The sequence below is a fragment of the Streptomyces sp. NBC_01171 genome (genome assembly GCF_045039805.1).
GTDB lineage: Bacteria > Actinomycetota > Actinomycetes > Streptomycetales > Streptomycetaceae > Streptomyces.
In genome coordinates, this window is sequence record NZ_CP108609.1 from 3,731,042 (window position 1) to 3,748,571 (window position 17,530).

The window sequence follows — 17,530 nt, forward strand, 5'->3', positions numbered from 1 at the left end:
GGTTGCCGCCCAGGCCGCTCCGCGGGGAATCCCCCCGTACGGAGCGGCCTTTCGCTTGCCGCTACCAGGCGAACGCCTCCGGAGCGGGGCCCGGGCCGGGGAAGATCTCGTCCAGGCCGGTCAGCAGCTCCTCGCTCAGCTCCAGCTCCACCGCGCGCAGCGCCGAGTCGAGCTGGGCCTTGGTGCGCGGGCCGACGATGGGGCCGGTGACGCCGGGCCGGGTCAGCAGCCAGGCGAGTGCGACCTCGCCGGGCTCCAGGCCGTGCTTGGCGAGCAGCTCCTCGTACGCCTCGATCCGGTTGCGCGTGGCCGTGTCCGCGAGGGCGTCGGCCGCACGGCCGGAGGCGCGGCGTCCGCGCTCGGCCTCCTTGCGGATGACCCCGCCCAGCAGACCGCCGTGCAGCGGCGACCAGGGGATGACGCCGAGCCCGTAGTCCTGCGCGGCCGGGATGACCTCCATCTCGGCGCGGCGCTCGGCGAGGTTGTACAGGCACTGCTCGCTGACCAGGCCGAGGGTGTTGCCCCGGCGCAGGGCCGTCTCGTTGGCCTGGGCGATCTTGTAGCCGGGGAAGTTGGAGGAACCGGCGTAGAGGATCTTGCCCTGGGTGACCAGGACGTCGACCGCCTGCCAGATCTCCTCGAACGGGGTGTTCCGGTCGATGTGGTGGAACTGGTAGATGTCGATGTAGTCGGTCTGCAGCCGCTTCAGGCTGGCGTCCACCGCGCGGCGGATGTTCAGCGCGGAGAGCTTGTCGTAGTTGGGCCAGGCGTCGCCTTCTGCGCCCATGTTCCCGTAGACCTTGGTGGCCAGGACGGTCTTCTCGCGCCGCTCGCCGCCCTTCGCGAACCAGCTCCCGATGATCTCCTCGGTACGGCCCTTGTTCTCGCCCCAGCCGTACACGTTCGCGGTGTCGAAGTAGTTGATGCCCGCGTCCAGCGCCGCGTCCATGATCGCGTGGCTGTCCGCCTCGTCGGTCTGCGGCCCGAAGTTCATGGTGCCCAGCACCAGGCGGCTGACCTTCAGTCCCGTACGTCCAAGCTGCGTGTACCTCATGCCCACCTAGCCAACGTCTTGGAGCGCGCTCTAGGCAAGCGGTGGGGGTCAGTCGCGGGGGAAGTCGTGGGTTTTGAGGATGAGGTCGACGACCGTTCCGGTCAGGTGGATGTCAGTGCCGAACTCGACCTTTGTCACCGTGGCGTAGTCGCCGTCCTTGGGGTCGGTGTGGACGTGGCACCGGGCCTGGTAGGGGTCCGCGATGAGATAGACAGGGACCTCGGCGACGGCGTAGGCGGTCCTCTTGGGGCCGTAGTCGTTGGCGGCCGTGCCCTGGGAGATGACTTCGGCGATGAACTGGACGTCCTGGTGGCGCCAGTGGCCCGTCTCGTCCGGCTCGGCCGAGTCCTTGAGCATGGCGATGTCCGGGCAGAAGCCGTTCTGGTGACCGGGGAAATCGATACGCACGTCCGAGAACACCATGACGTCTGGTCCGAACCTGTCCTCCAGGGCCCGCAGGACCCGACGGATGATCTGCCAATGCGTGTTCCGCTGCGGCACCATGAAGAAGCAGCCCCCGACGATCTCGGCCCGGAATCCTTCGGGGACGGGCATGCGCTCAAGAAGCTCGAACCACTCGTCCAAGCGTCCGGTGTCGCTCTCGGCCATCGCGGTCCTGTCGTCGAGGACGGTCATCGTGGCGCTCCTCCCCGGCTGCCCACGCAGATGTGCAGCCGCGCGGTTCAACGATATGCACCGTGACCGGGAGATGCCGGAAATCGGTCGATCCGATCAAGCCACGTACGGCTCCCCCAGCCCCCACGCCTCGTACATCGCCCCCGCGAACGCCCCGGCGATCCGGTGCTCGCCGCTGGCGTTGGGATGCGTGCCGTCGTACGTGTCCGTCTGGATGTCCCAACCCCCCGGCGCCGAGGCCAGCAGCAGCGGCGAGCGGGGCTCGTCCAGGTCGGCGGCCGTCTTGGCGAGGAGGGTGTTGAAGAGGTCGACCTGTTCGGCGAAGGGGCCGTCCTCCTGGGCACGTATGTTCGGGATGACCGGCAGCAGCACCATCCGCACGCGCGGACGCGCCTCGCGGGCCGCGGCCACGAAGGCGCGCACGTTGTCGACCGTCTGCTCCGCGTTGGTGTAGAAGCCCAGGTCGATCAGGCCGAGGGAGACCAGCAGCACGTCGGCCCGGTGCGCCCGCACCGCCTCCCCGATCAGCGGAGCCATGTGCTGCCAGCCCTCGCCCCAGCCGGCGAGGTGGGCGCGCGGGAAGTCGGGGTCGGCGTACTCGTGGGAGTCGGGCTCCCCGGTGGCCTGGTCGTACAGCGTCTCGCGGGGACCGACGATCTGGAACGGGCCGCCGTATGTGCCGCGCAGGTGCTGCCACAGCCGGTAACGCCACGTGTGTTCGCCCGCGCTCCCGATCGTCATGGAGTCACCTACGGGCATGAACCTGAGCATCCGCTCATGATGGCGGATCACGGTACGGCCCGCATCCAGGGCCGATGTGAGGCCCACCACCCCCACTGAACGCCCGCGCCAGGTGGCAGTCTTGGACCATGCGCCGACCGTTCGCCCTGCTCGCCGGGGCCCTGCTCGCGGGTGCCTGCGCCCTGCCCGCCCACGCCGCGGACGGGGACCAGGGGTTCACCATCGAGGACCCCAGGATCACCGAGTCCAGCGGCCTGGCCGCCTCCCGCCTGCACCCGGGCGTCTACTGGACGCACAACGACAGCGACGACGGCCCCTACCTCTACGCCGTGGACAGCCGCACCGGCAGGACCGTCGCCACGCTCACCCTGCGCGGCATCGGCTCCCCGCGTGACGTGGAGGCGATCTCCATCGGGCCGGACAACCAGATCTACGTCGGCGACATCGGGGACAACTTCCACGGCCGCTGGCCCTATGTCTGGATCTACCGCCTGCCCGAGCCGAAGACCCTGAAGGACCAGACGGTCACGGCCACGCAGTACGTCGTGAAGTACTCCGACGGCCCTAGGGACGCCGAGTCGCTGGCCGTCCACCCCAAGACCGGCCGCGTCTACATCATCGACAAGAACGAGGACGGCGGGCATCTGTACGAGGGCCCCGCCCAACTGTCGTCCTCCGGCACGAACGTCTTCCGCCCGGTCGCCCCCGTCGACCTGTGGGCCACCGACGCGGCCTTCTCGCCGAACGGCGAACAGCTCGCCGTACGCGGCTACTTCGGCGGCATCTCCTACGACTGGAACGGCGGCCGGATCAAGAAGCTGGACCGGCTGAACGTGCCGCTCCAGGGTCAGGGCGAATCCGTCAGCTACTCCGCCGACGGCACCACGCTGATGTACGGCAGCGAGGGCGCGCAGAGCCAGGTGCGGGCGCAGGACGCGCCCAAGGGTGGTGCGGTGGCATCCAAGTCACCTTCCACCGGCGGGGGTTCCGCATCGGGGGAGAAGAGCGGCGGGGCCGGCCTCAAGACCGGGGCCGTCCTCCTCGCACTCGGCGCCGCCGCCGTGTTCGGCATGCGGCGGATGCGGCGCAAGGGATAGGCGCGGGGTACGGGAAAGGGCGCCCGGTTCACCACCGGGCGCCCCTACTCACGTGGATCTACAGGTTTCAGATCCGCTCGATGACATGGTCGACGCACTTGGTGAGCGCCTCGACGTCGGCCGGGTCGATCGCCGGGAACATGGCGACGCGGAGCTGGTTGCGGCCGAGCTTGCGGTACGGCTCGGTGTCCACGATGCCGTTGGCGCGCAGCGCCTTGGCGACCGCGGCGGCGTCGATCTCGTCGGCGAAGTCGATCGTGCCGATGACCTGCGACCGCTTGGCCGGGTCGGTGACGAACGGCGTCGCGTACTTCGACTCCTCCGCCCAGGTGTACAGCCGGGCCGAGGAGTCCTTGGTGCGGCCGGTGGCGAAGTCCAGGCCGCCCTGGCCGTTCAGCCACTCGAGCTGCTCGTTGAGCAGGAAGAGCGTGGCGAGCGCCGGGGTGTTGTACGTCTGGTTCTTGCGGGAGTTGTCGATCGCCGTGGGCAGGCTGAAGAACTCCGGGACGTGCCGGCCGGAGGCGTGGACACGCTCGGCGCGCTCGATGGCGGCCGGGGAGAACACGCCGATCCACAGGCCGCCGTCGGAGGCGAAGGACTTCTGCGGGGCGAAGTAGTAGACGTCCGTCTCGGAGACGTCGACCGGGAGGCCGCCCGCACCGGAGGTGGCGTCCACCAGGACGAGCGCGCCCTCGTCGGCGCCGGCCACGCGCTTGATCGGCATGGCGACACCGGTGGAGGTCTCGTTGTGGGTGAACGCGTACACGTCCACGCCCGCCTCGGCGCTGGGCTCGGGGTGGGTGCCGGGGTCGGAGGCGATGACGGTCGGCTCGGCGAGCCAGGGGGCGAGCTTGGCCGCCTTGGCGAACTTGGAGGAGAACTCACCGAAGTTGAGGTGCTGGGACTTGTTCTCGATCAGCCCGTGGGTGGCGATGTCCCAGAACGCGGTGGAGCCGCCGTTGCCGAGGACGACCTCGTAGCCGTCCGGGAGGGAGAACAGGGAGCTGATGCCTTCGCGGACCTGGCCCACCAGGTTCTTGACCGGGGCCTGCCGGTGGGAGGTGCCCAGCAGGGAACTGCCGGTCGCCGCGAGCGCGGCGAGCGCCTCCGTCCGCACCTTGGAGGGGCCCGCGCCGAAGCGTCCGTCGGCGGGCTTGATGTCAGCGGGGATCTCGATGTCGGCCACAAGTCGGAGCGTATCGGGTGCGCGAAACCGGACGAAGCCGTGTCCGTCGGATGAGACGACTCCTCCGAGTCGCGGACTTGTGCGGTCGTACGACGATCTGAGGAGCGGGGGGCGCCTGTGGACAACTTCTGATGACGTTGCGTGATCGGATGCATGCTGGAGCCATGACCGATCGACGGGGGACCGAGATGGAGATCGAGACCGGCGGAGGGCTGGCCGCCGAGCTGCGACGGGCCGTGCGGGGCGAGGTCCGCTTCGACGCGACCGCGCGGGCGCTGATGACGATGGACGCGTCCAACTACCGGCGGGTCCCGCTGGGCGTGGTGGCCCCTCGGGACGCCGAGGACGTGGCGGCCGTGCTGGAGGTGTGCCGGGCGCGCGGGACACCGGTGGTCGCGCGGGGCGGGGGCACGTCCATCGCCGGGCAGGCGACGGGCACGGGGGTGGTGCTGGACTTCACCCGGCACCTGAACGGCCTGCTGGAGCTGGACCCGGCCGGGCGTACGGCGAGGGTCCAGCCGGGCCTGGTGCTGGACCGGCTCCAGGCGGCGGCCGCCCCGCACGGGCTCCGCTTCGGCCCCGACCCGTCCACGCACGGCCGCTGCACGCTCGGCGGCATGATCGGCAACAACTCCTGCGGCGCCCATTCGGTGGCCTGGGGCACCACCGCCGACAGCGTGCGCGAGCTGTCCGTACTCACCACGCGCGGCGAACGGCTGCGCCTCGGCCGGGACTGGGCGGGCGCGCCGGAAGGACTGCGGACACTGGTGGAGGAGGAGCTGGCCCGGCTGCGCACCGGCTTCCCCGACCTGCCCCGCCGTATCTCCGGGTACGCCCTGGACGCCCTGCTGCCCGAGCACGGCGCCGACGTGGCCCGCTCCTTCTGCGGCTCCGAAGGCACCCTCGGCGTCCTCACCGAGGCGGTGGTGAATCTGGTGGAGGCGCCGGCCGTCCATGCCCTGGCCGTGCTGGGGTACGCCGACGAGAGTGCCGCCGCCGACGCCGCCTCCGGCCTGCTGCCGTACGGCCCGCTGACCGTGGAGGGCATGGCGGCCGACCTCATCCGGGCGCCGATCGGGCTGCCGAAGGGCGGCGCCTGGCTGTTCGTGGAGACGGGCGGCGCCTCGGAGGGGGAGGCGCGGGCCCGCGCGGAGGCGGTCGTGCGCGCGGCCGACGTGGTGGACGCGCTGGTGGTGACCGACCCCGTCGCCCAGCGCGGCCTGTGGCGGCTGCGTGAGGACGCGAGCGGTACGGCGACCCGGATGCCGGACGGCACGGAGGCGTGGCCCGGCTGGGAGGACTGCGCGGTACCGCCCGCCCGGCTCGGCGCCTACCTGCGCGACTTCCGCGCCCTGCTCACCGCCCACGGCCTGCGCGGCGCTCCGTACGGTCACTTCGGGGAGGGCTGTGTGCACGTCCGGATCGACTTCGACCTGCTCACCGAGGCGGGGGTGGGGCGGTTCCGCCGCTTCTCCGAGGAACAGGCCGACCTGGTGGTCTCCCACGGCGGCTCCCTGTCCGGGGAGCACGGCGACGGGCAGGCCCGCGCGGAACTGCTGCCGCGCATGTACGGCGCGGAGACGGTGGCGCTGTTCGAGCGGGCCAAGGCGGTGTGGGACCCCGACGACCTGCTGAACCCCGGCATGCTGGTCCGGCCGGCCCGGCTGGACGAGAACCTCCGCTTCGCGGTGCTGCCCCGCCGCCCGGTGGACGTCGCCTTCGGCTACCCGCACGACGACGGCGACTTCCGCGCGGCCGTCCGCCGCTGCGTCGGGGTCGCCAAGTGCCGTACGGAGTCGGGGGGCGGGTCCGCGGTGATGTGCCCGTCGTTCCGGGCGACCGGGGAGGAGGAGCACTCCACGCGGGGCCGGGCGCGGCTGCTGCACGAGATGCTCGCGGGTGAGGTGATCACCGACGGCTGGCGCTCGCCCGAGGTCCGGGACGCCCTCGACCTGTGTCTGTCCTGCAAGGGCTGTCGCTCGGACTGCCCGGTCGGCGTCGACATGGCCACCTACAAAGCGGAGTTCCTGCACCACCACTACGCCGGCCGGCTGCGCCCCGCCGCCCACTACAGCCTGGGCTCGCTGCCGGTGTGGCTGCGGTGGGTGGCCCGCGCGCGGGCGGCGCCGCTGCTCAACCGGCTCGCTTCGGTGGGGCCGTTGGCCCGGCTGGGGAAACGGGTGGGCGGGATCGCGGCGGAGCGGGAGATTCCCCGGCTGGCGGCGGAGACGTTCAGCCGGTGGTGGCGGGCGCGGCCACCGGCGCCGGAGAACGGCGGCTCGGGACAACTGGTCGTGCTGTGGCCGGACACCTTCACCGAGCATCTGTCGCCGTCCGTCGGGCGGGCCGCCGTCCGGGTGCTGGAGTCGGCCGGGCTCCGGGTGGCGCTGCCGCCGACCCTGCTGCCCGGCAGGGGCCCGGTGGGGGACGGCACCTCGCGCACCCCGACCGCGCTGCTCCGGGCCCGGCGTGCCCAGGTCTGCTGCGGGCTCACCTATATCTCCACCGGGCGCCTGGACCGGGCCCGCGCGGTGCTGCGCCGCACGCTGGACCTGATGGAACCGGTACTGGAGGCCGGGGTCCCGGTCGTCGTCCTGGAACCGAGCTGCGCGGCGGCCCTCCGCGCCGACCTCCCCGAACTCCTGCCCGACGACCCACGCGCACCCCGCCTGGCCGCCGCCGTCCGCACCTTCGCGGAAACCCTCCGTCGGCACGCCCCTCACTGGACCCCGCCCACCCTCGACCGTCCCGTCACCGGCCAGACCCACTGCCACCAGCACGCCGTCCTCGGCGACACCGCCGACCGCGACCTGCGCGCCTCCGCCGCCCTGACCGGCGACCTGACCGGCGGCTGCTGCGGCCTGGCCGGCAACTTCGGCTTCGAGAAGGACCATTTCGACGTCTCCCGCACCTGCGCGGAAGACCAGCTCCTCCCCGCCCTCCGCTCCGCCCCCGAAAACGCGGCGATCCTGGCGGACGGCTACTCCTGCCGGACCCAGGTGGAGCAACTGACGGGGATACGGGCCCGGCATCTGGCGGAGGTGCTGGCGGAGGGGTTGGAGAGGGAGGGGCGGCAGTGAGCGGGGAGTACGGGCGGGCCGCGGTGCCGTCCTGCGTGCAGGGGTGGCGGACACGGGACGTCGGCGGTGATTCGGGCCGGGGGACGGAGGTGGGGGATCGTAGGGTGACCGGATCTGCCTGCGCGAAGGAGTCCTCCGTATGACCCTCACCCTGCGCCCCGTCAGCCGGGCCGAGCATCTGGCCTTCGTGGGTTCGCGGCCCTCGGTCAGTCATATGCAGGTGCCGTCGTGGGGGGAGGTGAAGCCCGACTGGCGGGCGGAGAGCCTGGGGTGGTTCGAGGCGGACGGGCGGCTCGTGGGGGCGGGGCTGGTGTTGCTGCGGCCGTTGCCCAAGGTGAAGCGGTACCTGGCGTATCTGCCGGAGGGACCGGTGATCGACTGGCACGCGGACGACCTGGGGCGCTGGCTCGAGCCGATGCTGGCGCACCTCAAGGCGCAGGGTGTGTTCTCGGTGAAGATGGGCCCGCCGGTGGTGGCCCGGCGCTGGAGCCCGGAGGCGGTCAAGGCCGCCATCGCCGACCCGGCCGCGCACCGGCTCCGGGACGCCGAGCCGACCTGGCAGGACCCGCGCGCCCAGGCCCTCGCCGACCGGCTGCGCGGCATGGGCTGGCGGCAGAGTGAACCGGACGCCGAGGAGGGCTTCGCTGCGGGCCAGCCCCGGTACGTGTGCCAGGTGCCGTTCGCCGGGCGGTCGCTGGAGGAGGTCCACGGCGGGCTCAACCAGCAGTGGCGGCGCAACATCAAGAAGGCCGAGAAGGCGGGCGTGAAGGTGGTGCGCGGCGGCGCGGACGACCTGCCGGTGTTCTACGAGCTGTACAAGGAGACGGCCGAGCGCGACCGTTTCATCCCGCGCCCCCTGGCGTACTTCCAGCGGATGTGGACCGCGCTCGCCAACGAGGACCCCGACCGCATGCGGCTGTACCTCGCCCACCACGACGGGGAGGTGCTGGCGGCGGCGACGATGCTGATCGTGGGCAGCCACGTCTGGTATTCGTACGGCGCCTCCACCGCCCGCAAGCGGGAGGTCCAGCCGAACAACGCCATGCAGTGGCGGATGATGGCCGACGCCCACGAACTGGGCGCGCACGTCTACGACTTCCGGGGCATCACCGACACCCTGGAGGAGTCCAACCACCTGCTCGGCCTGCTCCGCTTCAAGGTGGGCGCGGGCGGCGAGGCGGCGGAGTACGTGGGGGAGTGGGACTTCCCGCTGAACAAGATGCTGCACAAGGCGTTCGACCTGTACATGGCCCGCCGCTGAGGCACCGGCCCGCTGAGCCCTGATCTCAGCATCCAAGACACCGCCTGCGTACAGTGGCATAAAGGCTTCACACACCTGACGGAGGTCCATTACCGTGGACCACGAAGTACATCGAGATGTACGCGGCGCTCGTGCCCGCGACCGATGCGCTGGAAGCCCACTCCCGCCGGCCCCCCAGGACAGCCCGTGACACCCGTCCGTACCTCCGCCCCGACCAAGACCCCCACCACCCCGGACTCCCCTGGCCGGTTCGGCTCGCTGGGGCCGGTCGGGCTGGTGCTGGCGGGCGGGATATCGGTCCAGTTCGGCGGGGCACTCGCGGTGACGCTGATGCCCCGCGCGGGCGCGCTCGGCGTGGTGACGCTGCGGCTGGTCGCGGCGGCCGTCGTGCTGCTGGTGGTGTGCCGGCCCCGGCTGCGGGGGCACTCCCGTACCGACTGGGGCACGGTGATCGTCTTCGGTCTCACCATGGCCGGGATGAACGGCCTCTTCTACCAGGCGGTCGCCCGTATCCCGCTCGGTCTCGCGGTCACCCTGGAGGTCCTCGGACCGCTCGCCCTGTCCGTCTTCGCCTCCCGCCGCGCGATCAACGCCGTATGGGCGGGCCTCGCCCTGGCGGGCGTCTTCCTGCTGGGCGGCGGAGGCTTCAGCGGACTCGACCCGCTGGGCGTCGGGTTCGCCCTGTCGGCGGGCGTCATGTGGGCGGCGTACATCATCTTCAGCGCCCGGACGGGCCGCCGCTTCCCCCAGGCCGACGGGCTGGCCCTCGCCATGGGCGTGGCCGCGCTGGTCTTCCTCCCGCTGGGCATCGTCGACGCGGGCACCCGCCTGCTGAACCCCACCACCATCGCCCTCGGTTCGGCAGTGGCCCTGCTCTCCTCGGTCCTCCCCTACACACTCGAACTCCTCGCCCTCCGCCGCCTCCCGGCTCCCACCTTCGCCATCCTCATGAGCCTGGAACCCGCGGTGGCGGCCACCGCCGGCTTCTTCGTCCTCCACCAGACCCTCTCCCTCACCCAGGCCGCCGCCATTGCCCTGGTCATCGCGGCCAGCATCGGCGCGGTCCGCACCCAGACGCGGCGCGTGGCGCCGCCGGCGCCGGAGGCGTAGGCACTCCGTTCAGCGGACGGGGGTGTCGGGCGCTGCTGGGGGCTGCGGCCACTCGTGATCACCCCGGCCGCCCTGGGGGTGCGCTCCTTGACGCTGTCGCGCGGATGGCCGCCGAGTGCCGCCTCGGTCAGGCGGTGCACCGCCCGGAGTACGCCCTGCCGCTCGGGGTGTCTGCCTCCGCGAGCGTGCGGGAGCCGAGGTCGGCCGACGCCGGTCAGAACTCGCGTAGTCGAGCCAGGTTCTCGCGAGGCTCTCGTCGGCGCCGGGTTCGCCAGGCGGCTGATCACCGGCTCAGCCCACCGTGCCCACCAGCCGTAGCGCCTCCCGTGTGTTGTGTTCCGCGATCCCTCGCATGGCGTCCCGGTGGGGGAAGTCGCCGTCCAGGAGGCGGAGGGGGCCCGCTACCAGGGAGAGGTGGAGGGCGAGGGTGTGGAGGGACAGGCGGGTGGGGTTCAGGGTGGGGCGGGAGAGTGGGGCGTAGTGGGGGCCGAAGCGGAGGCGCAGGTAGGCGTGTTCCTGTTCCGGGTCGGAGTGGGTGAGGGACTCGATGTCGATCAGGGCGGGGTGGGCGTCGGGGGTGAGGAGGACGTGGTCGGGGCCCAGTTCGCCGTGGACCAGGGAGTAGGTGGTGCGGGGGGTCAGGGCTGCGTGCAGTTCGTGCAGGCGGCCGGTCAGGGCGGCGGCCGCAGCGTTGACGCGCGGGTCGCGGGCCGCCGCCTCGGTGAGGTCGTCGAGGGCTCGGGTCAGGGTCACGTCCTCGCTGGTGTGGCCGGCCGCGGAGGTGTGCGCGGCCATCTGGTCCAGAGCCACGGCCAGCTCCGCCAGGGCCTTCGCCGCTCGGGGTGGGTCGGTGGTGAAGGCCGTCTCCAGGGTGTCGCCGGGGATGTCCTCCACCAGGGCCAGGTTGTCGGGCTCGGACGCGTACAGGACGTGTGGGGTGCGAACGCCTGCCTCGCGAAGGGTGTGGTGGGCGGACAGGAACGGGGCCAGGCCGGAGGCGTGGGTCGTCGTCACGCTCGGCCAGAAGTTCTCCTGTGAGGCCCAGCTATAGGCGATCACGGTTGGCGGGGCGCCCCTCCCGGTCAGGGTGAGGCGGTAGACCCCCTTCTTCGAGCCACCGCGCAGCCGTTCCGTGCTGGTGACCCGGCACCCCGGTCCGAGTCCGTCCCGCACCAGTCGTCGTAGCTCCGAGGGGTCCGTGAAGGCGCGCATCCGGCGAACCTAGCGGGAGGAGACGACCCGAGCGGACCTGTTTTTTCCGACACCCCACCCTGACAAATTAATGCAAGCACGCTTGATTGTTTCTGCCCCCACTGCCATGCTCCTGCCCATGTCCGATCCGACGCCCGTCTTCGACGACCTGCGTGAGGAAAGCCGGGAACTCGACCTGCTCGTAGCCGAGTTGACCGAGAAGGAGTGGGCACGCGCTACGCCCGCTCCCCGCTGGAGCATCGCCCACCAGATCGCCCACCTGCACTGGACCGACCGCGCCGCCCTGCTCGCCGTGAGCGGCGAGGCGGCCTTCCAGAAGTTCGCCGAACAGGCGCTCACGTCGCCCGACTCCTTCGTGGACGACGGCGCCGAAGACGGCGTCCGGCTCGGCCCCGCCGAACTGCTCACCCGCTGGCGGGACGGTCGGCAGGCGCTCGACCGCGCCCTGCGGGAAGCAGCCGCGCGGCACACACGGTTCCCTTGGTTCGGACCGCCCATGTCGGCCGCCGCCATGGCCACCGGCCGGCTTATGGAGACCTGGGCCCACGGCCAGGACGTGGCCGACGCCCTGGGTGTGGTGCGCGCACCCACCGACCGGCTCCGGCATGTGGTCCGCATCGGGGTCCGGGCCCGGAACTTCGCCTTCGGGGTACGGGGGCTGCCCGCGCCGGAGGAGGAGTTCCGCGTCGAGGTCCGCGCGCCCTCGGGCGAGCTGTGGACCTACGGCCCCGAGGACGCCGCGCAACGGGTCACCGGCCCCGCGGTCGATCTCTGCCTGCTCGTCACCCAGCGCGCCCACCGCGCCGACCTCGCCCTGACCGCCGTCGGCCCGGACGCCGACCGCTGGCTGGACATCGCCCAAGCCTTCGCGGGTCCGCCCGGTACCGGGCGCACGCCCAAGGAAGCCACGCCCGAGGAGCCCGCCCGGTGACGGTGACCCCCCTCCGCGTCGGCAACTTCTCCGGCTTCTACGGCGACCGGGCAAGCGCCCTGCGCGAGATGCTCACCGGTGGCGAGGTCGACGTACTCACCGGGGACTACCTCGCCGAGCTGACCATGCTCATCCTCGGCCGCGACCGGCTGAAGGACCCCGGCGCCGGATACGCCCGCACCTTCGCGCGCCAACTGGAGGACTGCCTCGGGCTCGTCCACGAGCGCGGGGTGCGGATCGTCACCAACGCCGGGGGGCTGAACCCGGCGGGACTCGCCGACAAGGTGCGGGAGTTGGCGGAGCGGCTCGGGATACCCGTACGGGTCGCGCACGTGGAGGGGGACGACCTCACCGCCGCGTACCCCGGCACCCTCGCCGCCCACGCCTACCTCGGCGGCTTCGGTATCGCGGAGTGTCTGCGGGCCGGGGCCGACGTGGTGATCACCGGGCGGGTGACCGACGCCGCGCTCGTCACCGGGCCCGCCGCCGCGCACTTCGGGTGGGGGCCCAGGGACCACGACCAGCTCGCGGGGGCCGTCGTCGCCGGGCATCTGCTGGAGTGCGGGACCCAGGTCACGGGCGGGAACTACGCCTTCTTCCAGGACGGTGACGTACGCCGTCCCGGCTTTCCGCTGGCCGAGATCCATGCCGACGGCAGCAGTGTCGTCACCAAGCATCCCGGCACCGGCGGGTTCGTCGACACCGGTACGGTCACGGCCCAGTTGTTGTACGAGACGGGCGGTGCCCGGTACGCCGGGCCCGATGTCACCGCCCGGCTGGACACGGTACGGCTCCGCCAGGATGGCCCGGACCGGGTGCGGATCGAAGGGGTACGCGGTGAGGCGCCCCCGCCCACGCTCAAGGTCGGCCTCAACCGGCTCGGCGGCTTCCGCAACGAGGTCGCCTTCGTGCTCACCGGTCTCGATATCGAGGCCAAGGCGGAGCTGGTGCGGGAGCAGATGGACGCCGCGCTGGCCAAGGCGGCGCCGGACGAGGTGCGCTGGGAGCTGGCCCGCACCGACCGGGTCGACGCCGGTACGGAGGAGACGGCCAGTGCGCTGCTCCGGCTGGTCGTACGGGACTCCGATCCCGAGGTGGTCGGGCGGGGGCTGAGCGGGGCCGCGATCGAGCTGGCGCTCGCCAGTTACCCCGGTTTCCATGTGCTGGCGCCACCGGGGAAGGGCGCGCCCTACGGGGTGTTCGACCATGTGGCCGTGCCCCATGGTGCCGTCGACCATGTGGCCGTCCTCCACGACGGGCGCCGTATCGATGTGAGCGGGCCGCAGGAGACGCTCACGCTCAGCGAGGTGCCCGAACCCGCACTGCCCGAGCCGCCCCGTGTGGGCAGCACCCGCCGTGCCCCTCTCGGCCATGTGGCCGGGGCCCGTAGCGGGGACAAGGGCGGGGACGCCAACGTCGGTGTCTGGGCCCGCTCCGCCGACGCCTGGCGCTGGCTCGCGCACGAGCTGACCGTCGAGCGCTTCCGGGAGCTGATCCCCGAGGCCCGCGACCTCCCGGTCACCCGGCACGTCCTGCCCGGCCTCCACGCCCTGAACTTCGTCGTCACCGGCATCCTCGGCGCCGGCGTGGCCGCACAACACCGTTTCGACCCCCAGGCCAAGGCCCTGGCCGAGTGGCTCCGCTCCCGACACCTGGACATCCCGGAGGAACTGCTGTGACGCCCCGGACAACGCGACCCTCCGGCACCCCCACCCCCCACCCCGGAGACACCCGCCACCCAGGAGGCACCCCATGACCCTCCTCCGAACCACCCTCGACCCCACCGCACCCGACCACCAGGCCAACCGCGACACCATGCTCGCCAAGCTCGCCGACCTGGAGACGGAGCAGGCCAAGGCGCTCGCAGGTGGCGGTGAGAAATATGTGGCCCGGCACCGCAAGCGGGGCAAGCTGCTCGCCCGGGAGCGGATCGAGCTGCTGCTCGACCCCGACACGCCGTTCCTTGAGCTGTCCCCTCTCGCCGCCTGGGGCAGCGAGTACACCGTCGGCGCCTCCCTGGTCACCGGTATCGGGGTCGTCGAGGGCACGGAGTGCCTGATCACCGCCAACGACGCGACCGTGCGCGGCGGCGCGAGCAACCCGTGGAGCCTGAAGAAGGCCCTGCGGGCCAACGAGATCGCGCGGGCCAACCGGCTCCCCGTCATCAGCCTGGTCGAGTCCGGCGGAGCCGACCTCCCCTCGCAGAAGGAGATCTTCATCCCCGGCGGGGCGATCTTCCGGGACCTGACCCGGCTGTCGGCCGAGGGCATCCCGACCGTCGCCGTCGTGTTCGGCAACTCCACGGCGGGCGGCGCCTACATCCCCGGCATGTCCGACCACGTGATCATGGTCAAGGAGCGCGCGAAGGTGTTCCTGGGGGGCCCGCCGCTGGTGAAGATGGCGACCGGCGAGGAGAGCGACGACGAGTCGCTGGGCGGAGCCGAGATGCACGCCCGTACCTCCGGCCTCGCCGACCACTTCGCGGTGGACGAGCGGGACGCGATCCGGCAGGCGCGCAGGGTGGTCGCGCGGCTCAACCACCGCAAGGCGTACGCCGATCCGAGCCTCGCCGAGCCGCCCAAGTACGACCCCGAGGAACTGCTCGGCATCGTCCCCGGCGACCTGCGCACCCCCTTCGACCCGCGCGAGGTGATCGCCCGCCTGGTCGACGCCTCCGACTTCGACGAGTTCAAGCCGCTGTACGGCACGAGCCTGGTCACCGGCTGGGCCGAGCTGCACGGCTACCCCGTCGGCATCCTGGCCAACGCGCGCGGGGTGCTGTTCAGCGAGGAGTCGCAGAAGGCGGCGCAGTTCATCCAGCTCGCCAACCAGCGCGACATCCCGCTGCTGTTCCTGCACAACACCACCGGCTACATGGTCGGCAAGGAGTACGAGCAGGGCGGCATCGTGAAGCACGGCTCGATGATGATCAACGCGGTCAGCAACTCGAAGGTGCCGCACCTCTCCGTCCTCATGGGCGCGTCCTACGGCGCCGGTCACTACGGCATGTGCGGCCGCGCCTACGACCCCCGCTTCCTCTTCGCCTGGCCCAGCGCCAAGTCGGCCGTCATGGGCCCGCAGCAGCTCGCGGGCGTGCTGTCGATCGTGGCCCGCCAGTCGGCCCTGGCCAAGGGACAGCCCTACGACGAGGAGGGGGACGCCGCCCTGCGGGCGATGGTCGAGGGGCAGATCGAGTCGGAGTCGCTGCCCATGTTCCTGTCCGGGCGGCTCTACGACGACGGCGTCATCGATCCCCGTGACACCCGAACCGTCCTCGGTATGTGCCTGTCCGCCATACACACCGCTCCCTACGAGGGCGCCCGTGGCGGCTTCGGCGTCTTCCGGATGTGAGGCCCATGATTTCCACCCTGCTCGTCGCCAACCGGGGCGAGATCGCCTGCCGTATCTTCCGCACCTGCGCCGACCTCGGCATCCGTACCGTCGCCATACATTCCGACGCGGATGAGGGTGCGCTGCACACACGTGTGGCCGACACAGCGGTACGGCTGCCGGGCGCCGCGCCCGCCGAGACGTATCTGCGCGGCGACCTGATCGTGAAGGCCGCCCTCGCGGCCGGTGCGGACGCCGTGCACCCCGGCTACGGCTTCCTCTCCGAGAACGCGGACTTCGCCCGAGCCGTACGGGACGCCGGGCTGGTCTGGATCGGGCCGCCGCCCGAGGCGATCGAGGCGATGGCGTCCAAGACCCGTGCCAAAGAGCTGATGGGCCTCGCCCCGCTGGACGCGAAAGACGTCACCGCGGCCGACCTGCCGGTCCTGGTCAAGGCGGCGGCGGGCGGCGGCGGACGCGGCATGCGCGTCGTACGCGACCTCGCCGCGCTGCCCGGCGCGCTGGAGGACGCCCGCGCGGAGGCGGCGAGCGCGTTCGGGGACGGCGAGGTATTCGTGGAGCCGTATCTGGAGAACGGCCGCCATGTGGAGGTGCAGGTCCTCGCCGACACCCACGGCACCGTGTGGACGCTCGGCACCCGCGACTGCTCACTCCAGCGCCGGCACCAGAAGGTCATCGAGGAGGCCCCGGCACCCGGCCTCCCGCCCGCGCTCACCGAGCAGTTGTACGCGCTCGCCGAGCGGGCGACACGCGCCGTGTCCTACGAGGGCGCGGGCACCGTGGAGTTCCTGGTGGCCGACGGCCGCGCCCACTTCCTGGAGATGAACACCCGGCTCCAGGTCGAACACCCCGTCACCGAGGCGGTGTTCGGCGTCGACCTGGTCGCCGAGCAGATTCGCGTCGCCGAGGGCCACGCCCTGCCCGCCGAGCAGCCGGCCCCGCGCGGCCACGCCGTCGAGGCCCGGCTGTACGCCGAGGACCCGGCGCGCGGCTGGGCCCCGCAGACCGGCACCCTGCACCGCTTCACCGTGCCGGACGGCGTACGGCTGGACACCGGCTGCGCGGACGGCGACACCATCGGCGTGCACTACGACCCGATGCTCGCCAAGGTCATCGCGCACGCCCCCACCCGCACCGAGGCGGTCCGCAGGCTCGCCGGCGCCCTGGAGCGCACCGCGCTGCACGGCCCGGTCACCAACCGCGACCTGCTGGTCCGCTCGCTCCGGCACCCGGAGTTCACCGAAGCCCGTATGGACACCGGCTTCTACGACCGCCACCTCGCCGCCCTGACCGAGCCCGCCCCCGACCCCTGGGCCCCGCTCGCCGCGGCCCTCGCCGACGCCCACGGCCGCTCCCGCTTCGGCGGCTGGCGCAACGTGCCCTCGGGCCCGCAGGTGAAGCGGTACGAGATGGCGGGGGAGGAGCACGAGGCCGCCTACCGCCACACCCGCGCCGGCCTGGCGGCGGACGGCGTCCGCGTGGTGCACACCGGGCCGCACCTCGTCGTCCTCGAAGTGGACGGCGTCCAGCGGAAGTTCGACATCGCCCGCTACGGCGACCAGGTCCACGTGAACGCCACCGCCCTCACCGCCCTCCCCCGCTTCCCCGACCCCACCACCGAACACGCCCCCGGCTCCCTCCTGGCCCCCATGCCCGGCACGGTCGTCCGCATGGCGGAGGGCCTCACCGAGGGCACCGAGGTACAGGCGGGCCAGCCCCTGATCTGGCTGGAGGCGATGAAGATGGAACACCGGATCACCGCCCCCACGGACGGCACCTTGACCGCGCTCCCGGCGACCGTGGGCCGCCAGGTGGAGATGGGCACGCTGCTGGCGGTCGTGGAGGCCGGCCGACCTTGAGGGGCGCGGAGC

At 72.2% G+C, this 17,530-nt stretch carries 13 protein-coding genes; 8 read left to right on the forward strand and 5 right to left on the reverse strand.

Going from position 1 to position 17,530, the window contains the following annotated elements:
* Window positions 1–61: 61 nt before the first annotated feature.
* The 3 genes from OG448_RS17380 to OG448_RS17390 all read right to left on the reverse strand — a co-directional run bounded on the left by OG448_RS17380 (window position 62) and on the right by OG448_RS17390 (window position 2,461).
* Window positions 62–1,054, reverse strand: a complete 993-nt coding sequence (locus tag OG448_RS17380; RefSeq protein WP_405554886.1) for an aldo/keto reductase — start codon at window positions 1,052–1,054, stop codon at window positions 62–64.
* 48 nt (window positions 1,055–1,102) lie between these two features.
* A complete protein-coding gene (locus OG448_RS17385) occupies window positions 1,103–1,690 on the reverse strand; it encodes a Uma2 family endonuclease (RefSeq protein WP_405554888.1) in 588 nt (195 codons plus the stop codon).
* Window positions 1,691–1,786: 96 nt separating this feature from the next.
* Complete coding sequence (locus tag OG448_RS17390) at window positions 1,787–2,461, reverse strand: GDSL-type esterase/lipase family protein (RefSeq protein ID WP_405554890.1); 675 nt, start codon at window positions 2,459–2,461, stop codon at window positions 1,787–1,789.
* A 98-nt stretch (window positions 2,462–2,559) separates the two neighbouring features.
* Between OG448_RS17390 and OG448_RS17395 the strand changes: the two genes are divergently transcribed.
* A complete protein-coding gene (locus tag OG448_RS17395; protein WP_405554892.1) occupies window positions 2,560–3,528 on the forward strand; it encodes a WD40 repeat domain-containing protein in 969 nt (322 codons plus the stop codon).
* Between the two features lie 67 nt (window positions 3,529–3,595).
* Here the strand turns inward: OG448_RS17395 and serC are convergent, their stop codons facing one another.
* Window positions 3,596–4,714, reverse strand: a complete 1,119-nt coding sequence (serC, locus tag OG448_RS17400) for a phosphoserine transaminase (protein ID WP_405554893.1) — start codon at window positions 4,712–4,714, stop codon at window positions 3,596–3,598.
* Window positions 4,715–4,878: 164 nt separating this feature from the next.
* Between serC and OG448_RS17405 the strand changes: the two genes are divergently transcribed.
* The 3 genes from OG448_RS17405 to OG448_RS17415 all read left to right on the forward strand — a co-directional run bounded on the left by OG448_RS17405 (window position 4,879) and on the right by OG448_RS17415 (window position 10,165).
* Window positions 4,879–7,794 (forward strand): FAD-binding and (Fe-S)-binding domain-containing protein, encoded by a 2,916-nt coding sequence (locus OG448_RS17405; protein WP_405554894.1) that lies wholly within the window; start codon window positions 4,879–4,881, stop codon window positions 7,792–7,794.
* Between the two features lie 139 nt (window positions 7,795–7,933).
* Window positions 7,934–9,055: a lipid II:glycine glycyltransferase FemX gene (locus OG448_RS17410; RefSeq protein ID WP_405554896.1), complete on the forward strand. Its 1,122-nt coding sequence runs from the start codon at window positions 7,934–7,936 to the stop codon at window positions 9,053–9,055.
* Between the two features lie 144 nt (window positions 9,056–9,199).
* A complete protein-coding gene (locus OG448_RS17415) occupies window positions 9,200–10,165 on the forward strand; it encodes an EamA family transporter (protein ID WP_405554898.1) in 966 nt (321 codons plus the stop codon).
* 291 nt (window positions 10,166–10,456) lie between these two features.
* On the opposite strand, the gene OG448_RS17420 is transcribed toward OG448_RS17415, so the two are convergent.
* Window positions 10,457–11,377, reverse strand: coding sequence for a phosphotransferase family protein (locus OG448_RS17420; protein WP_405554900.1), 921 nt, complete (start codon window positions 11,375–11,377; stop codon window positions 10,457–10,459).
* Window positions 11,378–11,495: 118 nt separating this feature from the next.
* Here OG448_RS17420 and OG448_RS17425 point away from each other — a divergent pair, with 118 nt between their 5' ends.
* From OG448_RS17425 to OG448_RS17440, 4 genes are all read left to right on the forward strand, one after another.
* A complete protein-coding gene (locus OG448_RS17425; RefSeq protein ID WP_405554902.1) occupies window positions 11,496–12,308 on the forward strand; it encodes a TIGR03084 family metal-binding protein in 813 nt (270 codons plus the stop codon).
* A 2-nt stretch (window positions 12,309–12,310) separates the two neighbouring features.
* On the forward strand, window positions 12,311–13,987 hold the full coding sequence (locus tag OG448_RS17430; RefSeq protein WP_405558831.1) for an acyclic terpene utilization AtuA family protein: 1,677 nt from the start codon (window positions 12,311–12,313) through the stop codon (window positions 13,985–13,987).
* Window positions 13,988–14,060: 73 nt separating this feature from the next.
* The gene (locus OG448_RS17435) at window positions 14,061–15,659 is read left to right on the forward strand and encodes an acyl-CoA carboxylase subunit beta (protein WP_405554903.1); all 1,599 of its coding nucleotides are present in this window, start codon (window positions 14,061–14,063) and stop codon (window positions 15,657–15,659) included.
* 5 nt (window positions 15,660–15,664) lie between these two features.
* A complete protein-coding gene (locus tag OG448_RS17440) occupies window positions 15,665–17,518 on the forward strand; it encodes a biotin carboxylase N-terminal domain-containing protein (RefSeq protein WP_405554905.1) in 1,854 nt (617 codons plus the stop codon).
* Window positions 17,519–17,530: the final 12 nt, after the last annotated feature.

Excerpts from the sequence above, each read along its gene's own strand:
- OG448_RS17380 (WP_405554886.1), bottom strand. The coding sequence starts at position 1,054 with ATGAGGTACACGCAGCTTGGACGTACGGGACTGAAGGTCAGCCGCCTG.
- OG448_RS17385 (WP_405554888.1), bottom strand. The coding sequence starts at position 1,690 with ATGACCGTCCTCGACGACAGGACCGCGATGGCCGAGAGCGACACCGGA.
- OG448_RS17390 (WP_405554890.1), bottom strand. The coding sequence starts at position 2,461 with ATGCTCAGGTTCATGCCCGTAGGTGACTCCATGACGATCGGGAGCGCG.
- OG448_RS17395 (WP_405554892.1), top strand. The coding sequence starts at position 2,560 with ATGCGCCGACCGTTCGCCCTGCTCGCCGGGGCCCTGCTCGCGGGTGCC.
- OG448_RS17405 (WP_405554894.1), top strand. The coding sequence starts at position 4,879 with ATGACCGATCGACGGGGGACCGAGATGGAGATCGAGACCGGCGGAGGG.
- OG448_RS17410 (WP_405554896.1), top strand. The coding sequence starts at position 7,934 with ATGACCCTCACCCTGCGCCCCGTCAGCCGGGCCGAGCATCTGGCCTTC.
- OG448_RS17415 (WP_405554898.1), top strand. The coding sequence starts at position 9,200 with ATGCGCTGGAAGCCCACTCCCGCCGGCCCCCCAGGACAGCCCGTGACA.
- OG448_RS17420 (WP_405554900.1), bottom strand. The coding sequence starts at position 11,377 with ATGCGCGCCTTCACGGACCCCTCGGAGCTACGACGACTGGTGCGGGAC.
- OG448_RS17425 (WP_405554902.1), top strand. The coding sequence starts at position 11,496 with ATGTCCGATCCGACGCCCGTCTTCGACGACCTGCGTGAGGAAAGCCGG.
- OG448_RS17435 (WP_405554903.1), top strand. The coding sequence starts at position 14,061 with ATGACCCTCCTCCGAACCACCCTCGACCCCACCGCACCCGACCACCAG.
- OG448_RS17440 (WP_405554905.1), top strand. The coding sequence starts at position 15,665 with ATGATTTCCACCCTGCTCGTCGCCAACCGGGGCGAGATCGCCTGCCGT.